The organism is Paenibacillus sp. 37, from assembly GCF_008386395.1.
GTDB classification, from domain to species: domain Bacteria; phylum Bacillota; class Bacilli; order Paenibacillales; family Paenibacillaceae; genus Paenibacillus; species Paenibacillus amylolyticus_B.
On sequence record NZ_CP043761.1, the window covers coordinates 2,092,046 to 2,108,778 of the forward strand.

Genomic DNA, 16,733 nt, shown 5'->3' on the forward strand with positions numbered 1-16,733 from the left:
AGGTGTAAAGACTCATTATTTAGTTCTCCATGGGGTTCCATGGTCCTAATTGATGTCCCTTCCATTCAGATCCATCTTCCCAAATTTCCTTTTTCCAGATCGGAACGGTCTGTTTGAGTCTCTCTATGGCGTAACGGCTTGCATCATAACAGTCGTTGCGATGAGGCGAGGAAACGGCAATGACTACACTAATCTCTGCCACATCCACTTTGCCAATTCGGTGACTGATTGCACATAACACACCAGGCCAGCGATCCGAGATTTCCACACCAATGGCTGCCATCTGAGAAAGAGCCATCGGCACATAGGCCTCGTATTCAAGATGAACGGTGCGCTGTTCACCGGTCATTTCACGAGTTGTACCTACAAAAGTAAGAGCTGCGCCGTGATTCGGGGTAATCACTAGCGCCGTTGTTGCTTCCACGGACAAAGTGGATTCTGTAATTAGAAATAGGCCATCTTCAGTCCGATGCTCTGGAACGGTAGAGCGAAGCTTTTCATCGGATATATCCGTACCATCACCTCCAGAGACGGGAGGGATCAACGCAAGTTCATCTTCTGAGCTAAGTATAGTATCGGCAGGAGCGTACTGCTGGTTAACTGCCAAAAAGGATGTCCTTATCTGAGAAGCTGCCTCCGGGTAGGCCAAACTCAGTTTTTCTTTTAAATTGGCAGCGGTTGGAATGTCTCCAATGTACTCAAACTCCAGAAGGGATGTATTTAAACGTTCTGCAATGCCTGCAAATAGTTGAATTGTCAATTTCATAGATATGACTCACCTCTTTTTGATCTCTAAACCCTATAAATATATCATAACGACGCGGAAAATGTTATGCTTATCCATTAGAAGAATGAACGTTTATTGAAGAGCAGGGGAGGCGGTGTGATGAGCACCAGGGAGAAGCAAACGTTAACGATTCTGCACACCAACGACATTCATAGCCACTTCGGCTCCATGAGCACCATCGCCGCTATGATCAATGAGGAACGTGACCTGGGTGGCAACTTCCTTGTAGTGGATATCGGCGATCATATGGACCGGATGGCCGTTGAGACAGAAGGGACGCTGGGGACGGCTAATGTTGATGTTATTAACCTGACGGGCTACGATGCCATTACAATCGGTAACAACGAAGGGCTAACCTTTACGCCAGATCAGCTCTCACAGTTATACGCTGGACTTCTGTGTCCTGTGGTATGCGGCAATGTTGTGGAGCAAGATACTGGCCTTCCGCCAGTGTGGATGAAACCTTCTCTGATTATGGAGAAAGGTCCATTTCGCGTTGGTCTGCTGGGGGCAACTGCCCCTTTTACCACGTTTTATGAACTGCTTGGGTGGGATGTTCTGGACCCTGTGGAGTCACTAAGAGCTCAAGTGGAAGCATTACGTGATGAAGTGGATGTAGTGGTTGTTCTTTCACATCTGGGGCTTTCGACAGATCGGAGACTGGCAGAGCAGATTACTGGAATTGATGTTATTCTCGGTGGACATACCCATCATGTTCTCGAAGAACCCTTAGTCATTGGTCAGACCGTGCTGGGCGCAGCCGGGAAATTTGGTCAATGGCTTGGGAAAGTGGTTCTGGAACGAACAAGTGTGGGAGAACCTCTCCAACTGGTAAGTAGCGGTTGTATGGCTGCCAAGAGTATATTACTGGATGATCAGGTCGCGCTGGCAATCGCTACGAATCGTACGGAGGCCGAAAGGACACTCAATCAGACGGCAGTGATAACGGATCGGGTGCTGCCCATCACGTATGACCGGGAATCCCCGTTTGCAACCTTGCTTGCACAAGCTGTACGTCATTTCACGGGGGCACAGCTGTCTCTGGTGAATGCAGGTCAGCTTCTCGGAGATCTTCCACAAGGTAATATTACAAAAGGAATGTTGCATTCCCTATGTCCATCTCCTATAAATGCTTGTACAATATGCTTGAGTGGAAGTCATATTCGTGAAGCACTTGAGCAGTCCTTGTTGGACGAGTTTTCAGGTAAGCCCATTGTGGGATTTGGTTTTCGTGGTCATATTCTAGGCACGTTATGTATGGACGGAATGGAAGTTCAATACAATCCAGATGCGCCAGCCTATGAGAAGATCCAGGCCATATCCATCAATGGGGAGCCTATGGACGAACAATGTGAGTATATCGTTGGGACACTGGACATGTTTACGTTCAATGTGGGGTATCCTCCTCTTGCTCATGGAACCCGTACGCTCTATCATCTTCCGGAATTCATACGCGATTTGCTGGAAACGGAAATAAAACGACCAGGGGCTCTGGACGACAGCCTGCGAGCCCGCTGGCATCAAAGCTAAATTTAAAGTACTTGCCTTCTGCTGAAGCGGCGGCTAGTGGTAATTACATCTACGGAGCGGGAGAGGATAGGCTGTGCGTTTAGTACATATAAACTTATTGCAGCCTGGCATGAAGCTGGGGAAACGTATTTATAGTGAAGAAGGCCTTGTATTACTTAGTGAAGATGTAGAGCTAACCAATCGATTGATTGGACGCCTTAAGGATCTCGGAGTCGGTTATGTGTATATTAAAGATGCTGCGACAGAGGACATCATCGTTCCTGAAATGTTGCAGGAAGAGACCCGAAGGAAAGCACTGGTCGAGATCAAACAGCAATTTCAGAGCATGTCGGGAATGAAAACGAAGAAACGGATTCCTCATTTCGGTAAAGCGCTTAGTGGTGTGATGAATGCGATTCTGGAGGACATCGGCAGCCAAAAGGAAGCCATGATTATGCTGATGGACATGAACTCCAGTGATTTTGACCTATATAACCATTCTCTGAATGTATGTGTGTACACGCTGGTTCTTGGTGTCGCTTCGGGTTATACACGCCAGCAATTAATGGAGATTGGTCTGGGCGCTTTGTTGCATGATATCGGCAAAACACAGATTGCACCAGAAATTTTGCATAAACCTTCCAGATTGAGTGACGAGGAATTCAAAATCATTCAGCAGCACACTACATATGGACACCGTATTCTCAAAGATGAACCAGGTATACCGCTTCTATCCGCGCATTGTGCATTGCAGCACCATGAACGAATTGATGGCAGTGGATATCCCTTTGGGCTAAAGGATAAAGAGATTCATGAGTATGCCAAATGGATTGCTCTTGCTGATTCGTATGATGCCATGACAACGAATCGAGTCTACAAGCAAGCCTTGCTGCCACATCAGGCCGTAGAGGTGCTGTATACGGGCTCAGGAACGCTTTATGAACAACGAATGCTGGAGAGATTCAGGGATTGTGTAGCGATCTACCCCGTGGGTCTATCGGTCACGCTCAGTACGGGAGAGGTTGGGGTGGTCGCAGCGATTCATCCACGTGTTCCTCAACGTCCACTTATCCGGGTGCTCAAGGATGCCGACGGCCAGACCTTATCTTCGCCCTACGAAATTAACCTGTCTACAGCACTGTCTGTGATGATCACAGGTGTAGAGGGTGTGGAGGATACACCTTCAGCGGCTCAAAGTGAACAGGTGGAAAGCTGAACAACTTGAAAGATGATTAGCGCTCATGTCGTAATATCCGGACCGTTTCGTAACTCGGTCCAGAGTTGCCTGAGCGTTTTTTGTCATGTAATGGACAGGGTCTGCGTATGCCGGAGCATTCAAAATTGTGCTATGATAAAAGATAACTCCAAAAAGAGAAACACAAGGTATGATGTAAATAAAACTTTTTAGGTTAATAAAAGGAATAAGGTGAAGAACAATGACCATGCTAAACTCAGGATCGGTACAACCGATGCCTTTATCGCCAACGAATGATCCATGGGATCCGATCGGCTCTTTGCGTACATATGGACGCCATGTGCTGACCAGTGTAGAAATGACCGTGACACATCTGTGCAATATGAGATGTGAGCATTGTGCCGTGGGAGATATGCTTACGATGCGTGAGGCGCCGGCTCTTCCGCTCCCTCTGATGCTGAAACGGTTGGATGAAGTGGAGCATCTGCAGACGATTAGTCTGACGGGTGGCGAGCCAAGCTTTAGCCAGAAAACAGTGGATGAGATGATTATCCCGCTGCTCAAATATGCCAAGGAACGTGGAATTCGTTCCCAGATCAATTCGAATTTAACGCTGGATATCAGTCGATATGAGCAACTTTTACCTTATCTGGACGTTATGCATATCTCATTCAACTATCTGAATGCTGACGATTTCCATCAAGTTGGATTTGCGAATAGTGGCAGACCTGTGAAACGTGAAGTCGCGGTGAAGATGTATGAGAAAATGATTGAAAATTCACGCAAACTGAGTGAAGCAGGCATGTTTATCTCTGCGGAGTCGATGATTAACTTCCGTACACACGACAAGCTGGATGGTATTCACCAATTGATTCGTGAGATGGGCTGTGTTCGTCATGAAGTGCATCCGATGTATAATTCGAACTTTGCTTCGTCACTGCCCGTGTTATCACTGGATCATATGAGAGCAGCGATTCATCGTTTGCTTGATGTGCGTGACAAAGATATGTGGATGTTATTCGGGACCCTGCCATTCTTCGCGTGCAGTGCAGCAGAGCAGGATCGGGAACTGATCAACCGTTTATACAGCGAACCAAATGTGACGGTACGTAACGATCCGGACGGACGCAACCGCGTTAACGTTAACATGTTCACGGGTAATGTGTATGTGACGGATTTTGCGGATATCCCGGCGTTTGGTAACATTCGTGATCGTAAACTGGATGAAGTGTTCCATGAATGGTCAGCTGAACATCCGTTGAATCAAACGGTCAATTGCCATTGCGATATTGCATCCTGTTGCGGACCAAACCTGCTAGTGGCAGATATGTATTACAAGGGTGTAGATTTCAAATCGAGAAAGGCAATCACACGTTGATATTCCAGGTGTATTCCTGAAATAGATAGAAAAGGGGAGTTTCAACTTGGATATTCATACCGAATTTCATCTTGGACAGCTGGTATTTAATCTGGTCTGTGTCTTTTTGCTCGTATTTTTGAATGGCGTATTTGTTGCAGCGGAATTTTCCCTTGTGAAAGTAAGGCAAACACGTTTAACTCAATTGCAGAGTGAAGGAAACCGTTTGGCTGGTTATGCACTGAAGGTGAATAGTAAACTGGATTCCTATCTATCGGCAACTCAGTTCGGGATTACGCTGACATCGCTTGGACTCGGGTGGCTGGGAGAACCGGCCATCTCCGAATTGCTCGTTGAGCCACTCATGTTTAAACTTGGTATAGGAGATACAGGGCTTATTTCGACCGTGTCGGTCATTATCGGTTTCTGTATCATTACTTTTCTGCATATTGTGTTGGGTGAGCTTGCACCTAAATCGTTAGCTATTCAAAAAACAGACGGAGTGGCATTGTTTTTATCTGCGCCCTTGCTGTTGTTCTACAAAATCTTCTTCCCGTTCATCTGGGTACTGAATGTATCGGCCAATGCATTGCTGCGTCTGGCGGGTATCGAACCTGCCAGTGAAGGCGAAGCTCACTCGGAAGATGAACTTCGTATTCTGATGAAGCAGAGTGCTAAAAGTGGTGTCATCGATAAAGATGAGATCAAACTGATGGACAACATCTTTGATTTCTCCGATATGTTGGCACGTGAAGTCATGCTGCCACGCACAGACATGGATTGTCTGTACACACATATGTCTTTGGAAGAGAACCTGGAGATCATTAATGCAACCAAACATTCCCGGTATCCCGTAGCAGTAGAAGACAAGGATGAGATCATTGGATTTATACACATCACCGATCTGTTGCTGGCTAAACCGGAGCAACAACATGATCTGGCTTTACTCGTCCGTCCAATCTTAAACGTTCCTGAATCCATGGAAATCAGCCATGTGCTGCGTCTGATGCAGAAGAAACATTCTCAGATGACGCTGGTTGTGGATGAATATGGCGGCACAGCTGGATTGCTGACTGCGGAAGAAATTCTGGAAGAGATCGTTGGAGACTTGTATGACGAGTTTGAGGATGAGCGTCCGCATATGGAACGCAGTGGAGATTCCTTTTCCATTGATGGTCGTTCGCTTATTGAAGAAGTTCATAAGTGGACCGGAGCCATCATTGAGGATGAAGAAGTGGATACCATTGGCGGATGGCTTTTTAAAGAGCTTGGAGGTAGTCCAGCCAAGGGCAAAACTCGGGAGCTGAATGGATACGTCTTTGAAGTGGAAGAGTCTTCTCGTTTGCGGATTACTCGGGTTCGAGTGTTCAAGCAATCTGTTCCTCAAGACATGAATTCGGAAGATCAGTCATCACAATAAATAGACCTCTGAAAGTACCGCCTCTGTGGTGGATTTTCAGAGGTTTTTTTTGATGTGTCAGCTAAAAGGGGATTAACTTACGGAACTGAAACATATGGATATAGAGACGGGAAACAATCGTTTGAAATGTATGTTGCATACAAGTAAACCTTGAGAAAGGAGCGTAGTTCTATGAAAGATCCGCAGCTTCGTGCTTATGTCCCGTTTGTGGGACCGTTTGATCCTTGTCCACCCGTAAAAATTCGAACGTATCTGGTTCCACCGCAATTATTTATTCCATTCCAGCCCATGGGCTGGCCGCAGTACAGCCCAGCGGAAGCCTTAAGAATCGGAACGTTGTGGCCTGCATTATACAGCCCGTATACACCAGCGAGATCCAAAGGGAGGAAGGTGGAATCGGATGGAGCCTGAAGTGCCCAAAGCCTGTGATGCAAGGTATTATGAGCTGTTAGAGGAGCTCCAGGCACTGGACTTTGTATTAGTTGAGCTGAATCTGTATCTGGACACCCATCCGGGTGATTTCCAGAGTATTGAACAGTACAACAAATTCAGTCAGGAGCGCATGAGAGTTGCACATGAATTTCAACAATTGTACGGACCGCTGATGAACTTTGGTCATGCATTCTCCAAATATCCATGGGAATGGTCACAGACACCGTGGCCATGGCAAGTGTGAAACAATCTCCTCGGGTTTCCGTGCAAAATTGCCACGCCGGGGACTCGGGGAATATGCCAGCAAGATTGATCTGATTCAAAAGGAGGGCTCTGCATGTGGGTGTATGAGAAAAAATTGCAGTATCCTGTTCGGGTTAGCAAATGTGATCCTCATATGGCAAAATTGCTGGCTGAACAATATGGAGGAGCGGATGGTGAGTTGGCAGCAGCTCTGCGGTATTTGAACCAGCGGTATACAATTCCAGACAAGATTATCGGGCTGCTGAACGACATAGGCACGGAGGAATTTGCTCACCTTGAGATGATTGCCACCATGATCTACAAGTTAACAAAGGACGCGTCAGTGGAGCAACTAGAAGAAGCGGGCCTCGGGCCTAACTATGCTCAGCGCGATTCTGCTTTATTTTACACGAATTCCTCAGGTGTACCTTTTACTGCAGCATACATTGCTTCGAAGGGTGATCCTATTGCGGATTTGTACGAGGATATTGCAGCAGAAGAGAAAGCCCGGGCTACATATCAATGGTTGATCGACCTGACCGATGACGTGGATCTGCAGGATAGTCTGAAGTTTCTGCGGGAACGGGAGATCGTGCATTCGTTAAGGTTCCGGGAAGCCGTGGAGATTCTGAAAGACGATCGGGATACGAAGAAAATTTTCTGAATATTTAATATCGAGGCAGAAGTCTGGCAGTCCAGTAGGGCTGCTTTTTTGTATGAAAAGATAATAAAATTAAATAAAAAATTTTTAAGATTAAATTACATATAATAATATAATTTACAAATATTGTTGTTAAATACACTGACATATTATACAATGAAATTGTAGTTAAAAACTCTATTAAGGAGATGATCATTTTGAGACTTAGTAAAGTTCTTATGTTGACTGCATGTTCCTTTATTCTGACCACTTCCATTTCAAGTGGAGGCGTGTCTGCGGCAACTATCCAACCGAATACCAGTACAAGTGTATCAGACGTAGTAACTCCTATGCTTGAAAGTAAACCTTTTACTGTGGTTCATTATTACCCTGTAGGTTTTGGAGTACCAAAATATCTTACGGACTATAAAACGCCAGACGGTTATGTAGGCACCTTGGTGTTGGTTAGTTATCATACGGTGGATGGAATTGTTGCTGCTAGATACGATGGGACCGTTTACAGATAATCAGAAATGGTAGATTAAACTTCGTCTTCAGATTCTTATAACAACGATTTTATAAAAGTTTTAAAAGTAGCAGTTCTCAAGATTGAATAATCTTGAAACTGCTACTTTTTATTCAGAACATCTTTTTTAGTTAAATAAATACTACATCAATTAAATAGATACTACAGTTGTATGCTGACGGTTTCTTCACCAGGGCTTACATAATTAACACTTACTTTATTGGAAGGCACAGAGTGATATCCTCCGGTTTGTCCACTGCCCCAACTGCTATATATCAGATTGCTACCAGAATAGTAGCCTACAGTGATATCATGCCAGCGCACATTTTTAATCGATGAACCTGTGTTCATATTCTCGGGTTTTTGACCAATGGTGGTCATTCGTTTTACTCTCATCCCTATACCGCTTTTATCCCAGCCACTTACCCCGCTTCTTACAATCGTCGTTGTTAGTTGTTCGCCAGTCGTTGTGATTCCTGATACTGCCAACGTACATTCATTGGGATTAGTCACATAAAATTTCATATAGATGTCCTGATTTGAACGATAGCGAGTATTACTCGGAACCATCGATCCATTTGCTAGCGTCGTGGGGGACCAATTATCAAAGGCTGTGCTGTATTGCAAACCTGCATCTATCCCATTTCCGTTAGATCCCCAACCTCCCAAGTATACATAAGGAACATCTGTCGAAACATTACCTTTTACGTAAGGGGCACCTGGGATGGTTACATACGTACTTAACCAGTTGTATCCATTATTTGAGAAAACTCTTCGATAAGGACCGGAACCTCCGCTTGGATTAGGTACTTCGGCAGCGGGCGAAATTTGTGTGTCATCTTTAACGGCAGATGCTGAAAAATCATTCGTGGGTACTCCAGGACCGACAAGTTCTTTTCCGGATGCACTTTCATAGATATTGTTCTCAACCAGATCATATACTTCTGTCGTCTCTTTAAGTTCCGACTTGTTAGAGTAAATGACACCGTCTTCTGCGACATAGATGACATTTTCTCGATCTTCTTCGTCGAGCCGGGCCATCACGTCAGCAATGACTTCTCGCTCATTTCCTGTGATTGATGAATCGATATTGACTTCGATACTTTTTTTTAGTTCGTTGTTCATGGTGATCGTGTCCATATTACCATCTGCGAATACAAGATTGAATGGAGTTAATAACAAAGCTAAGGATAATAATGAAGTTAGCGATTTTCTTATCTTCAATCTAAAAACTCCTCTCTCAAATGGAATGTGTGTTGAATAACTAGCAATGAATTTTTAACTACGTCGAATGCAGCAACTCAGGATAATGGTAGATCGTACTTGAACATAAACATCTCCTTTTATGGATGTTAATTACTACTAAATCATATCTTTTGTGTAATAATATGTAAGTGACTATTTTCACAATAAAAGGTAATAAATCTTAAATGAACGTAATAGGTGGGAAATGGAGAGACAAAAAACCATCCCCAGTAGTGGTACCAGAGATGGTTTTATTGGATTTTGAAGTGTATAACTAGTATTCAACCACCATGGCAACATTTTGCCATCCGGCTCCGACGGTCCAGAATAACACTTTGTCACCACGCTGAATCTGCCCGTTTGTAACCGCTCGATGCAAGGCAATGAACGGACTGCTGGTTGAGGTATATCCGAACTCATCTCCGATATAGACAGCAATGTCATCACCGATGCCGACGTTCTCGGATACTGCGCGAATGTTACTAATAGATAGCTGGGAGAAGCAGGCGGCTTTGATCTCGTCTGGTCCAATCTCGTTACGTGTCAGCAAAGTACGAATGGACTCGGAAGCGGCATCCACACAGATGGAATCATCAAATGGGATGAATTTCACATGAAAGGCACCCGCATCTACACCTGTTTTGCCCAATTTCGCCAAGCCTTCTGCAGGAAAAAGAGAATTACCATACACACAGGTATCCGTCTGATAGATGGAATCAATGAAACCGACAGCATGTTCATCCCGCTCTACAATAACCGCCGCTGCTGCATCACCGAAATTGGCAAAGTATACGGGATCATCTGGACTGGCGTGAGGAGCCACGTAATCGGAGCCGATGATTAATGCCCGGCGAATTCGAGGATTGCCCAGCATCTGCCGGCTAACCTGTTCGAAAGCAGCGGTCATGCCTGCACAGTTCGCGTTACTGTCAATACAGATCGTGTGAGAAGCTCCGTTAATCAGGCGATGGATCATCAGGGAATTCGTAGGAAAGATGTATTCTGGCGTTTGGCTTGCATAAGCAATCAGATCAATATCTGCACCGGTGAGTCCGGTTTTCTCCAGTAGATTACTGGTTGCCTCATAGGCCATGCTTAGTGAATTTTCGTCATCGTTGTCAATTTTATAACGTGTATCACGACCAAGTGCCTGTAACAATCCACGAATATCTACACCTCTTGAATCAAAATGTTCAATATAAAAATCATTGTGCACCTTGGTTGCTGGATGATAGATATCGATATCTACAATACGAATTCCGGCCATCTTCATTCTCCTCTTGAGCGGAAGGGTGAATTCACAGCTTGTCCGCCTGATTTATTAAGTGGTAACGGTAGATATGATTTCGAGATTGTCCAGACCGACTGACCGGCCGAGCCGGGACAATTGCATTTTTAGAATCGCGTTGTTCTCGAGGGTCAACACGACTTTTTTATATTCATCTTTTTTGAACAATTGAAGGCAGCCTTCCAGAAGAGGAACAATCTCCGGAGCAGTAACATTCAACTTTTTGCAATCGATGTTCAGGTCATACTCCTTGGTGTTAATAGAAGCGATCGTATCCTGATAGGCCGAGATGGAACGCAAACCGTCTTCTTGAGAGAAAGAACCCTCCAGTTCAATGTTTAACACCTTGTTTGGAACGTCAGTCTTCAGAATGAAATTTCCCATGTTTGATCTCTCTCCTTTAAATGAGTTAAGGCTATCCTGCTAATGGATACACAGCCCCATAGGGCCTCTGCTGAAAGCTTCTAAGATGAGAGCTGGTTCGAAGGATAATTTAACCATATTATAAAGGTAGGAATGTAAAAAGATCAATAAAAAAGTCGAATCATGTATAAAAATGTAGAAAAGTGAATTACTGTATTTCGTCCAAGGTGGCAAGCAAAATATTAAATGCACTTATAATGCGTGGAGCACCCACACATGGTGCCAGATGTAGCAATATTCCCTTGAGCTGATCCACCGTCACTCCCACGCTCAGAGCCATGGTGTAATGCACCCCTAATTGTTCATACTGGCCTTGGGTGATCAACGAAGAGATGATAGCAACTTCCTTCCATTGATCCGAAATCGTGGTGCGCTGAAAAATATCCCCGTATGCCGTCCCCATAATAAATTCCGACAATTCGGGAAAATGTTCTTTGATGGGGGCGAGGGCTCTTGCACCGTACTCCCCAGAAAGCTTCGCGAAACGGTCTAGTCCCTGAGTTACATGTTCACTCATGATCTGCTCCTCCTAATTCAAAGTTACGGTGCGGTGAGCCGTGGGTGGAATTTCATCTCGATCGGTCAGAAGCTCAATAACAGTTACCTGATTCAACGTCTGGGCTGTGTTCAGCGCAGATGAGAACTCAGCAAGAGTTTCTGCTCGAAACGCAACTGCACCGAGAGATTCGGCGAATTTGGCTGCATCCATAGGAACTTCATATAAAGTACCATCGATTCTGCCCGTTGTTTTTTCCATTCCTTTGAGTGCCATGTCCAGTTGTTTGTTGTTAACAACAATGAAGATGACGTTCAGATTGTTGCATACCGCGGTATGGATCTCCGTCCCAAGCATCATGAAACATCCATCCCCGGTGATACATACAACGGTCTCTTCAGGTGAAGCGGCCTTTGCACCTATCGCCATACCAATGGCGTTCCCCATGCAGGCAAAGTAAGCGTCAAACACAAAGCTGCCTGGTTTCTTGACTTTATAGCGCTGGACCGCATGAAATCCATGGCTGCCATCATCAACAAACAGCTTATGATCGTACGGAAGCAGATCGCTCATTCCGTCTAGCACAGAAGCCAGAGACAGTTGGGGGAGATCTGGTAAAGGGACCGTGTAATCCATGGGTGCAGTGGTTCTCACAGGAGTAGGGAGGTCTTCTAATGTGCCCAGCAAATATTGCAGGTTGTCCTTCAAATCACCGGTGATATGTAAGGTTTGAGCGCTCAGAATCTTGCCTACAAATGTAGGATCAGCGTCAAATTGAATGAGGTGTACCGGATGATGTTCAGGCTTCAGATTGCAGAGGGTCATGTCACTTAGACGTGAACCGAGTACGATATAAAGGTCACTTTGGTTCAACATGTCGTCTGCATGCGGGAAACCTCCAACACCACAAGGTCCATGGTATAGGGGATGGTCCCACGCAATCGCTCCTTTTCCACCAGGAGTAGTAATGACGGGAATGTTGAACGATTCGGCCAATTGAAGCAATTCATCATGGGCTCTGGCGCGACTTACACCTTTACCAGCAATAATTAAAGGGCGGTTGGATTGTTGAATGAGAGGAAAAATGCGATTCAGATTAGATACGCTAAACAGAGGTTCCGTTTCGGGAATAACAATCCGGCATTGGAATAACAATTCAGTCTGTACGTCAAAAGGAATACAGAGGTGAACCGGACCTTTATTAGGGCCGAGTGCAATGGAAAGGGCATGATTCAGCAGTGTGCCGAAGTGATCTCCACGCTCAACCAGTTTGCTGAATAGTGTAGCAGGTCTGAACATTTCGGCCAGATCAGCCAGATAGGAAGAAGAATCCTGACACTGGGGGAGCCCCAGTTCCTGAATGGATTGATGACCCGTAATAAACAGTACAGGCAGATTGTTGGCCTTTGCATGGGCTGCTGCAGTAAGCAGATTGGTTCCGCCTGGACCGGATGTGGCAAAGGCAACGCCGAGTTTACCTGTCTGTAATGCATAACCGGATGCGGCAAAACCTGAGCTGGATTCATGACGGCCTGGAATGAACTCTAATCCGTAATCCACCATTTTCAGTACAGCAGGACAGATGGATTTACCAATAATACCAAAGACATGAGTAACGCCTAGATTACGCAGAGTTTCTGCCAAATAGTCCGCAACTGTTCTCATGCGGGACACCTCGCTTCATGAAATAGGTTATTAGAACCATACGCATATTCCATTTATTGAATGCAAGTTACAGTCTAAGGTTGTAAGAGGAAATATTCATTGTTATTAGGAAGAGTATCTTTTTTTGTGGTTTTTTGTCAACCTGTTTTTATGAGTCTGAATTCCTGATTCTTAAGTTGGTAACGCTTTAAGTGTTGCTGGATAAAGTGAAAATAATTGGTTATATATCCCTGCAACGAATTACCCAATCGCAACGGAATTACAAATAATGTAAAATGATGACTGTAAATGAAGAATTTCAGCCTCTAATAGCAACTTGAAAGCTAGAGGTTTATTTTTTTTCGTAACAACGCATCGCATTCGCAATTCTTTGCTTTCTGCTATACTGGAAAGGAATTGGGAGGGGATGGGATGACAGTCATCAAGATGGCTCTGATTGGGCTGGGTAAAATGGGATTACATATGGTTCATCTAATCGAGAATACAAAGATGGATACAAAGATTGAGATTGTAGCGGTGTGTGATGCGAATGAGGACGGTTTGGCGTCTTTTGCAGCTTCTCATCGGGGAGTTAGGACGTATACGGATTACAAGCAATTGATGAATGAACATCAGATTGATCTGCTGTATATTGCAGTTCCGCCTAAATTTCATTACCCTGTTGTCATGGAAGCACTGGAACGCAAAATTCATGTATTCTGCGAGAAACCACTTGCCAATAGTGTAGAAGAAGCCAAAAAGATGCTGGATGCAGCAGAGCAGGCGGGCGTAGTTCATGCCATCCACTTCTCTATGCCGCATGAACCTTCCGTGCTGAAGTTGCAAGAGATGATTGAGCAGTGTACAGTGGGGGCCATTCGCAAAATAGATCTCATTTTGCAATTCCCGCAGTGGCCACGATCATGGCAACAGAATGCATGGATTACGAGCCGGGAACAGGGTGGATTTATTCTTGAAGTGGGGATTCACTGGATTCATATGATTCAAAAGGTGTTTGGAGCCATCCGGGTAGTGAGCACTCAGGTTCAATATCCTGAGAATGGAGACTGTGAACTAGAAGTACAGGCTGCAATGGAACTGGAAGACGGGACTCGAATTCAGTTAAATGGCATCTCTCAATTTGCGGGGGAAGAACGTGTATCCATGGTGGTGTACGGCACAGAAGGCACGATTGCCCTGGAAAATTGGGAAGATTTGAAGACGGGTCTGGTGGGGCAACCACTGTCTCCAATAGAAGTGCTTGAATCCGCCAGTGAATTGCCGGTTCTTAAACATGTTATTGCCCGTATACAGGGCAAACCAGCTAAGATATATGATTTTAACGATGGGTATCAGGCACAATTGATACTGGAAGCGCTACGGAACACGGAACAATCGAGATAAGAAAAGGAGTGTTTAGGTTTTTTCATATGAGGTGCCCGGTGCACCTTTTCCTGATTCAGCTCTCCTTAACACAAAGAAGCATTGCAGAGGCTCGGGTGAGTCTGTCTGCGATGCTTCTTTCCTTTGATATATGCTCATGATACAGCTATTTAGATACTCGATTACTAGGTTGAGTCGGATTATGCAAGCTTGAATCGCTTAACCAGCTGATCAAGTGCATCGGACATTTCATTCAACTGCTTGGACGTGTCAGACATTTCCTGCAGAGAAGCAAGTTGTTCCTCCGTCATCGCAGATACTTCTTCTGTAGCTGATGCAGTATCTTCCACAACAGCCGATACTTCATTGATTGACCTCATCACAGCCTCACTACCGGAAGTTAACTCCTCGACAACAGTAGATACCTCCAGAACTTCACCACTGAGGTTATGAATATGCTGAGTAATGGTTGAAAAAGCATTACCTGCATCCTCAATGGTCCGCAACCCTTCATTCACATGTAGAGTGCTCTCATCAACCACCTGCACCGTACTTTGAACACCTGCTACCACGGTTTCCAATATACTTGTAATCTCTTTGGCTGATGTTGCACTTTGGTCTGCAAGATTACGAATTTCCGCAGCAACGACAGCGAAGCCGCGTCCATTTTCGCCAGCGCGGGCAGCTTCGATTCCAGCGTTAAGTGCAAGCAGATTGGTTTGTCTCGCAATACCCGACATTGAATCTGCAATGTTGATCACTTGATCAGACATCTTCGAAATTTCATTAATGGCTTCCTGTACAGAGAGGAAGGATTGCTCAATGGAACTCATTTTACCTACAGCATTATCAATGCGCTGTTGCCCATCCACAGCAATGGATTCGGTACGAACTGCACGGCCTGCCACGTCACTTGCCGAGGAGGCGACACGATTAAGCCCATTGAGGGATTGCTGCATCGCAGCTACCATGGTTTGCGTAAGAGCAACCTGTTCATCAGCGCCTTCAGCCACGCGTTCCATGGCAGTGGCAACTTCTTTTCCTGCAAGATGGCTATCGGCAACCCCTTTATCCAATCGATCCGAAGCTGTGCTCAGAATCATGGCATTGCTTTGAACGTCCAGCATCATTTGCTGCAAACCAGTGAGCATTGTATTGGCTGCCTCCGCGAGTTCACGAGTTTCGTCTTTCATTGGCGTAGCGATTCTCAGTGTCAGGTCACCATTGGAAGAACCGATGTCATTCAATGCCTGCTTTACGGTACGAATGTTTCTAACAATGGCACGTGACAGGACCAAAGCAGTAATGAACGAGATAATGGCCACAACGATAAGTGCCCCATACAGTTCCAAGTTCAGTAGTGTGTTTTTTTGCTTCAGTGCTTCTGTACGGTTATCGGTTAACGTATGCTCGTTGGTTCGAAACGTATCGAGAGCAGTCCGAATCTGGTCCATGTCTCTTTTACCTGGATCATCTGCGAAAAAATCTCGAATGGCCTGTGTATTATTGGCTTGGCGAAGGGCGACCATAGGTTCACCAGCGACCTGGACCCAGTTCTCCATATTAGTATGTATGTCTTCCAAAAGTGCAAGTTGAGCCGGATTATCCGAAATTAAAGCAGCAAGTTCATCTCTGAGTGTAATAAGTTGCGCTTTTCCTTGGGTGTAGGGATCGAGATAATTGTCCTGACCCGTGATGATGTAACCGCGTTGACCTGTTTCCATATCTACCATGTTTCTTTCGAGTTCATAGGTGAGGGCATGTACCCTCATATCGTGATCGACCAGAAAATCCAGTTCCCGTTGGAGCTGACTTGTGCTGTTCTGAATCAGCAGGATGCAACCAGCCAGTACAGCCAGTACGAGTAAATATCCTAATCCGATCTTATAAAAAATCTTAAAGGTCTTACGCTTTTTCATGTTTGTTATTCCTCTCTATGGGGTATATGTAGTTGTCGAAAAAAGCGGAAATGTCATAATGGTAGGTCTTTAGATTAGGTGTCTAAAGCACTATTTTTTAGTATTATACGTAAAGAAAGTTATTTTGTATATAGTTTGTTTAACTATTATATAACGTTTGGCCTACTGTGTATAAGGTTAGAGTTAATGATGTTTACAATCGTTGGTTTACACGTTCAAACGTTAT

At 44.9% G+C, this 16,733-nt stretch carries 16 protein-coding genes; 9 read left to right on the plus strand and 7 right to left on the minus strand.

Annotated elements, in window-relative coordinates; all coding sequences use genetic code 11:
- Positions 1-19: 19 nt before the first annotated feature.
- Positions 20-766 (minus strand): molybdenum cofactor biosynthesis protein, encoded by a 747-nt coding sequence (locus F0220_RS09510; protein ID WP_105598043.1) that lies wholly within the window; start codon positions 764-766, stop codon positions 20-22.
- A 120-nt stretch (positions 767-886) separates the two neighbouring features.
- Here F0220_RS09510 and F0220_RS09515 point away from each other — a divergent pair, with 120 nt between their 5' ends.
- From F0220_RS09515 to F0220_RS09550, 8 genes are all read left to right on the plus strand, one after another.
- Positions 887-2,317 carry a bifunctional metallophosphatase/5'-nucleotidase gene (locus F0220_RS09515; protein ID WP_105598044.1) on the plus strand — a complete coding sequence of 477 codons (1,431 nt, stop codon included), beginning with the start codon at positions 887-889 and terminating at the stop codon, positions 2,315-2,317.
- 73 nt (positions 2,318-2,390) lie between these two features.
- Positions 2,391-3,512 (plus strand): HD-GYP domain-containing protein, encoded by a 1,122-nt coding sequence (locus tag F0220_RS09520; protein ID WP_105598045.1) that lies wholly within the window; start codon positions 2,391-2,393, stop codon positions 3,510-3,512.
- A gap of 220 nt (positions 3,513-3,732) precedes the next feature.
- On the plus strand, positions 3,733-4,869 hold the full coding sequence (yfkAB, locus tag F0220_RS09525) for a radical SAM/CxCxxxxC motif protein YfkAB (protein WP_091014610.1): 1,137 nt from the start codon (positions 3,733-3,735) through the stop codon (positions 4,867-4,869).
- A 46-nt stretch (positions 4,870-4,915) separates the two neighbouring features.
- The gene (locus tag F0220_RS09530; RefSeq protein ID WP_105598046.1) at positions 4,916-6,268 is read left to right on the plus strand and encodes a hemolysin family protein; all 1,353 of its coding nucleotides are present in this window, start codon (positions 4,916-4,918) and stop codon (positions 6,266-6,268) included.
- Between the two features lie 171 nt (positions 6,269-6,439).
- Positions 6,440-6,679 carry a spore coat associated protein CotJA gene (locus tag F0220_RS09535; RefSeq protein ID WP_091014608.1) on the plus strand — a complete coding sequence of 80 codons (240 nt, stop codon included), beginning with the start codon at positions 6,440-6,442 and terminating at the stop codon, positions 6,677-6,679.
- Positions 6,669-6,944, plus strand: coding sequence for a spore coat protein CotJB (locus F0220_RS09540; protein ID WP_091014607.1), 276 nt, complete (start codon positions 6,669-6,671; stop codon positions 6,942-6,944). The genes F0220_RS09535 and F0220_RS09540 overlap by 11 nt, the downstream gene beginning before the upstream one ends.
- Positions 6,945-7,037: 93 nt before the next feature.
- Positions 7,038-7,607: a manganese catalase family protein gene (locus F0220_RS09545; RefSeq protein WP_091014606.1), complete on the plus strand. Its 570-nt coding sequence runs from the start codon at positions 7,038-7,040 to the stop codon at positions 7,605-7,607.
- Between the two features lie 194 nt (positions 7,608-7,801).
- The gene (locus F0220_RS09550; RefSeq protein WP_105598047.1) at positions 7,802-8,110 is read left to right on the plus strand and encodes a hypothetical protein; all 309 of its coding nucleotides are present in this window, start codon (positions 7,802-7,804) and stop codon (positions 8,108-8,110) included.
- Between the two features lie 161 nt (positions 8,111-8,271).
- On the opposite strand, the gene F0220_RS09555 is transcribed toward F0220_RS09550, so the two are convergent.
- The 5 genes from F0220_RS09555 to F0220_RS09575 all read right to left on the minus strand — a co-directional run bounded on the left by F0220_RS09555 (position 8,272) and on the right by F0220_RS09575 (position 13,226).
- Positions 8,272-9,333, minus strand: coding sequence for a YrpD family protein (locus F0220_RS09555; RefSeq protein WP_091014605.1), 1,062 nt, complete (start codon positions 9,331-9,333; stop codon positions 8,272-8,274).
- Positions 9,334-9,628: 295 nt separating this feature from the next.
- A complete protein-coding gene (locus F0220_RS09560; protein WP_091014604.1) occupies positions 9,629-10,621 on the minus strand; it encodes a 3-oxoacyl-[acyl-carrier-protein] synthase III C-terminal domain-containing protein in 993 nt (330 codons plus the stop codon).
- Between the two features lie 54 nt (positions 10,622-10,675).
- Entirely contained in the window at positions 10,676-11,026 is a 351-nt protein-coding gene (locus F0220_RS09565; RefSeq protein WP_036609902.1) for a hypothetical protein, read from the minus strand.
- A gap of 187 nt (positions 11,027-11,213) precedes the next feature.
- Entirely contained in the window at positions 11,214-11,582 is a 369-nt protein-coding gene (locus tag F0220_RS09570; RefSeq protein ID WP_091014603.1) for a carboxymuconolactone decarboxylase family protein, read from the minus strand.
- Positions 11,583-11,594: 12 nt separating this feature from the next.
- Entirely contained in the window at positions 11,595-13,226 is a 1,632-nt protein-coding gene (locus F0220_RS09575; protein ID WP_105598048.1) for a thiamine pyrophosphate-binding protein, read from the minus strand.
- A 411-nt stretch (positions 13,227-13,637) separates the two neighbouring features.
- Here F0220_RS09575 and F0220_RS09580 point away from each other — a divergent pair, with 411 nt between their 5' ends.
- Complete coding sequence (locus F0220_RS09580) at positions 13,638-14,609, plus strand: Gfo/Idh/MocA family protein (RefSeq protein ID WP_105598049.1); 972 nt, start codon at positions 13,638-13,640, stop codon at positions 14,607-14,609.
- 179 nt (positions 14,610-14,788) lie between these two features.
- On the opposite strand, the gene F0220_RS09585 is transcribed toward F0220_RS09580, so the two are convergent.
- The gene (locus F0220_RS09585; protein ID WP_105598050.1) at positions 14,789-16,507 is read right to left on the minus strand and encodes a methyl-accepting chemotaxis protein; all 1,719 of its coding nucleotides are present in this window, start codon (positions 16,505-16,507) and stop codon (positions 14,789-14,791) included.
- Positions 16,508-16,733: the final 226 nt, after the last annotated feature.